The sequence below is a fragment of the Microbulbifer sp. TYP-18 genome (assembly GCF_040932045.1).
Lineage (GTDB): Bacteria > Pseudomonadota > Gammaproteobacteria > Pseudomonadales > Cellvibrionaceae > Microbulbifer.
Genome location: NZ_JBFRBC010000103.1, coordinates 1 through 230, shown reverse-complemented (window position 1 = coordinate 230; position 230 = coordinate 1). Strand labels below are relative to the sequence as shown.

The following is a 230-nucleotide window of genomic DNA, read 5'->3' as shown; positions in this document are numbered from 1 at the left end:
ACTTGCCCTGCCCCATGTTGACGATGTTCTGCAACCCGGTGACATACTGGTCCTTTTGGCTGTTGCCGGCACGGGTCACCGTCTCGCCGGTGGACTTCCCTTCGGCCACCGTCATCTGATTGGTGGCGGCTTTGAATTTGCCACTGTTGGGATTGATGCCTGCCGACACCAGATTGTCCTGAAGACCCGCCTTGGCCTCACTGAACTCGGCCCGGCTGTGCTGATTCGCC

1 protein-coding gene is annotated in these 230 nt (G+C 59.6%); it reads right to left on the bottom strand.

The features are described from left to right. Nucleotides 1-230, bottom strand: a 230-nt coding sequence (locus ABVT36_RS19145; protein ID WP_368457989.1) for a hypothetical protein, incomplete at both ends; no start/stop codon positions are given.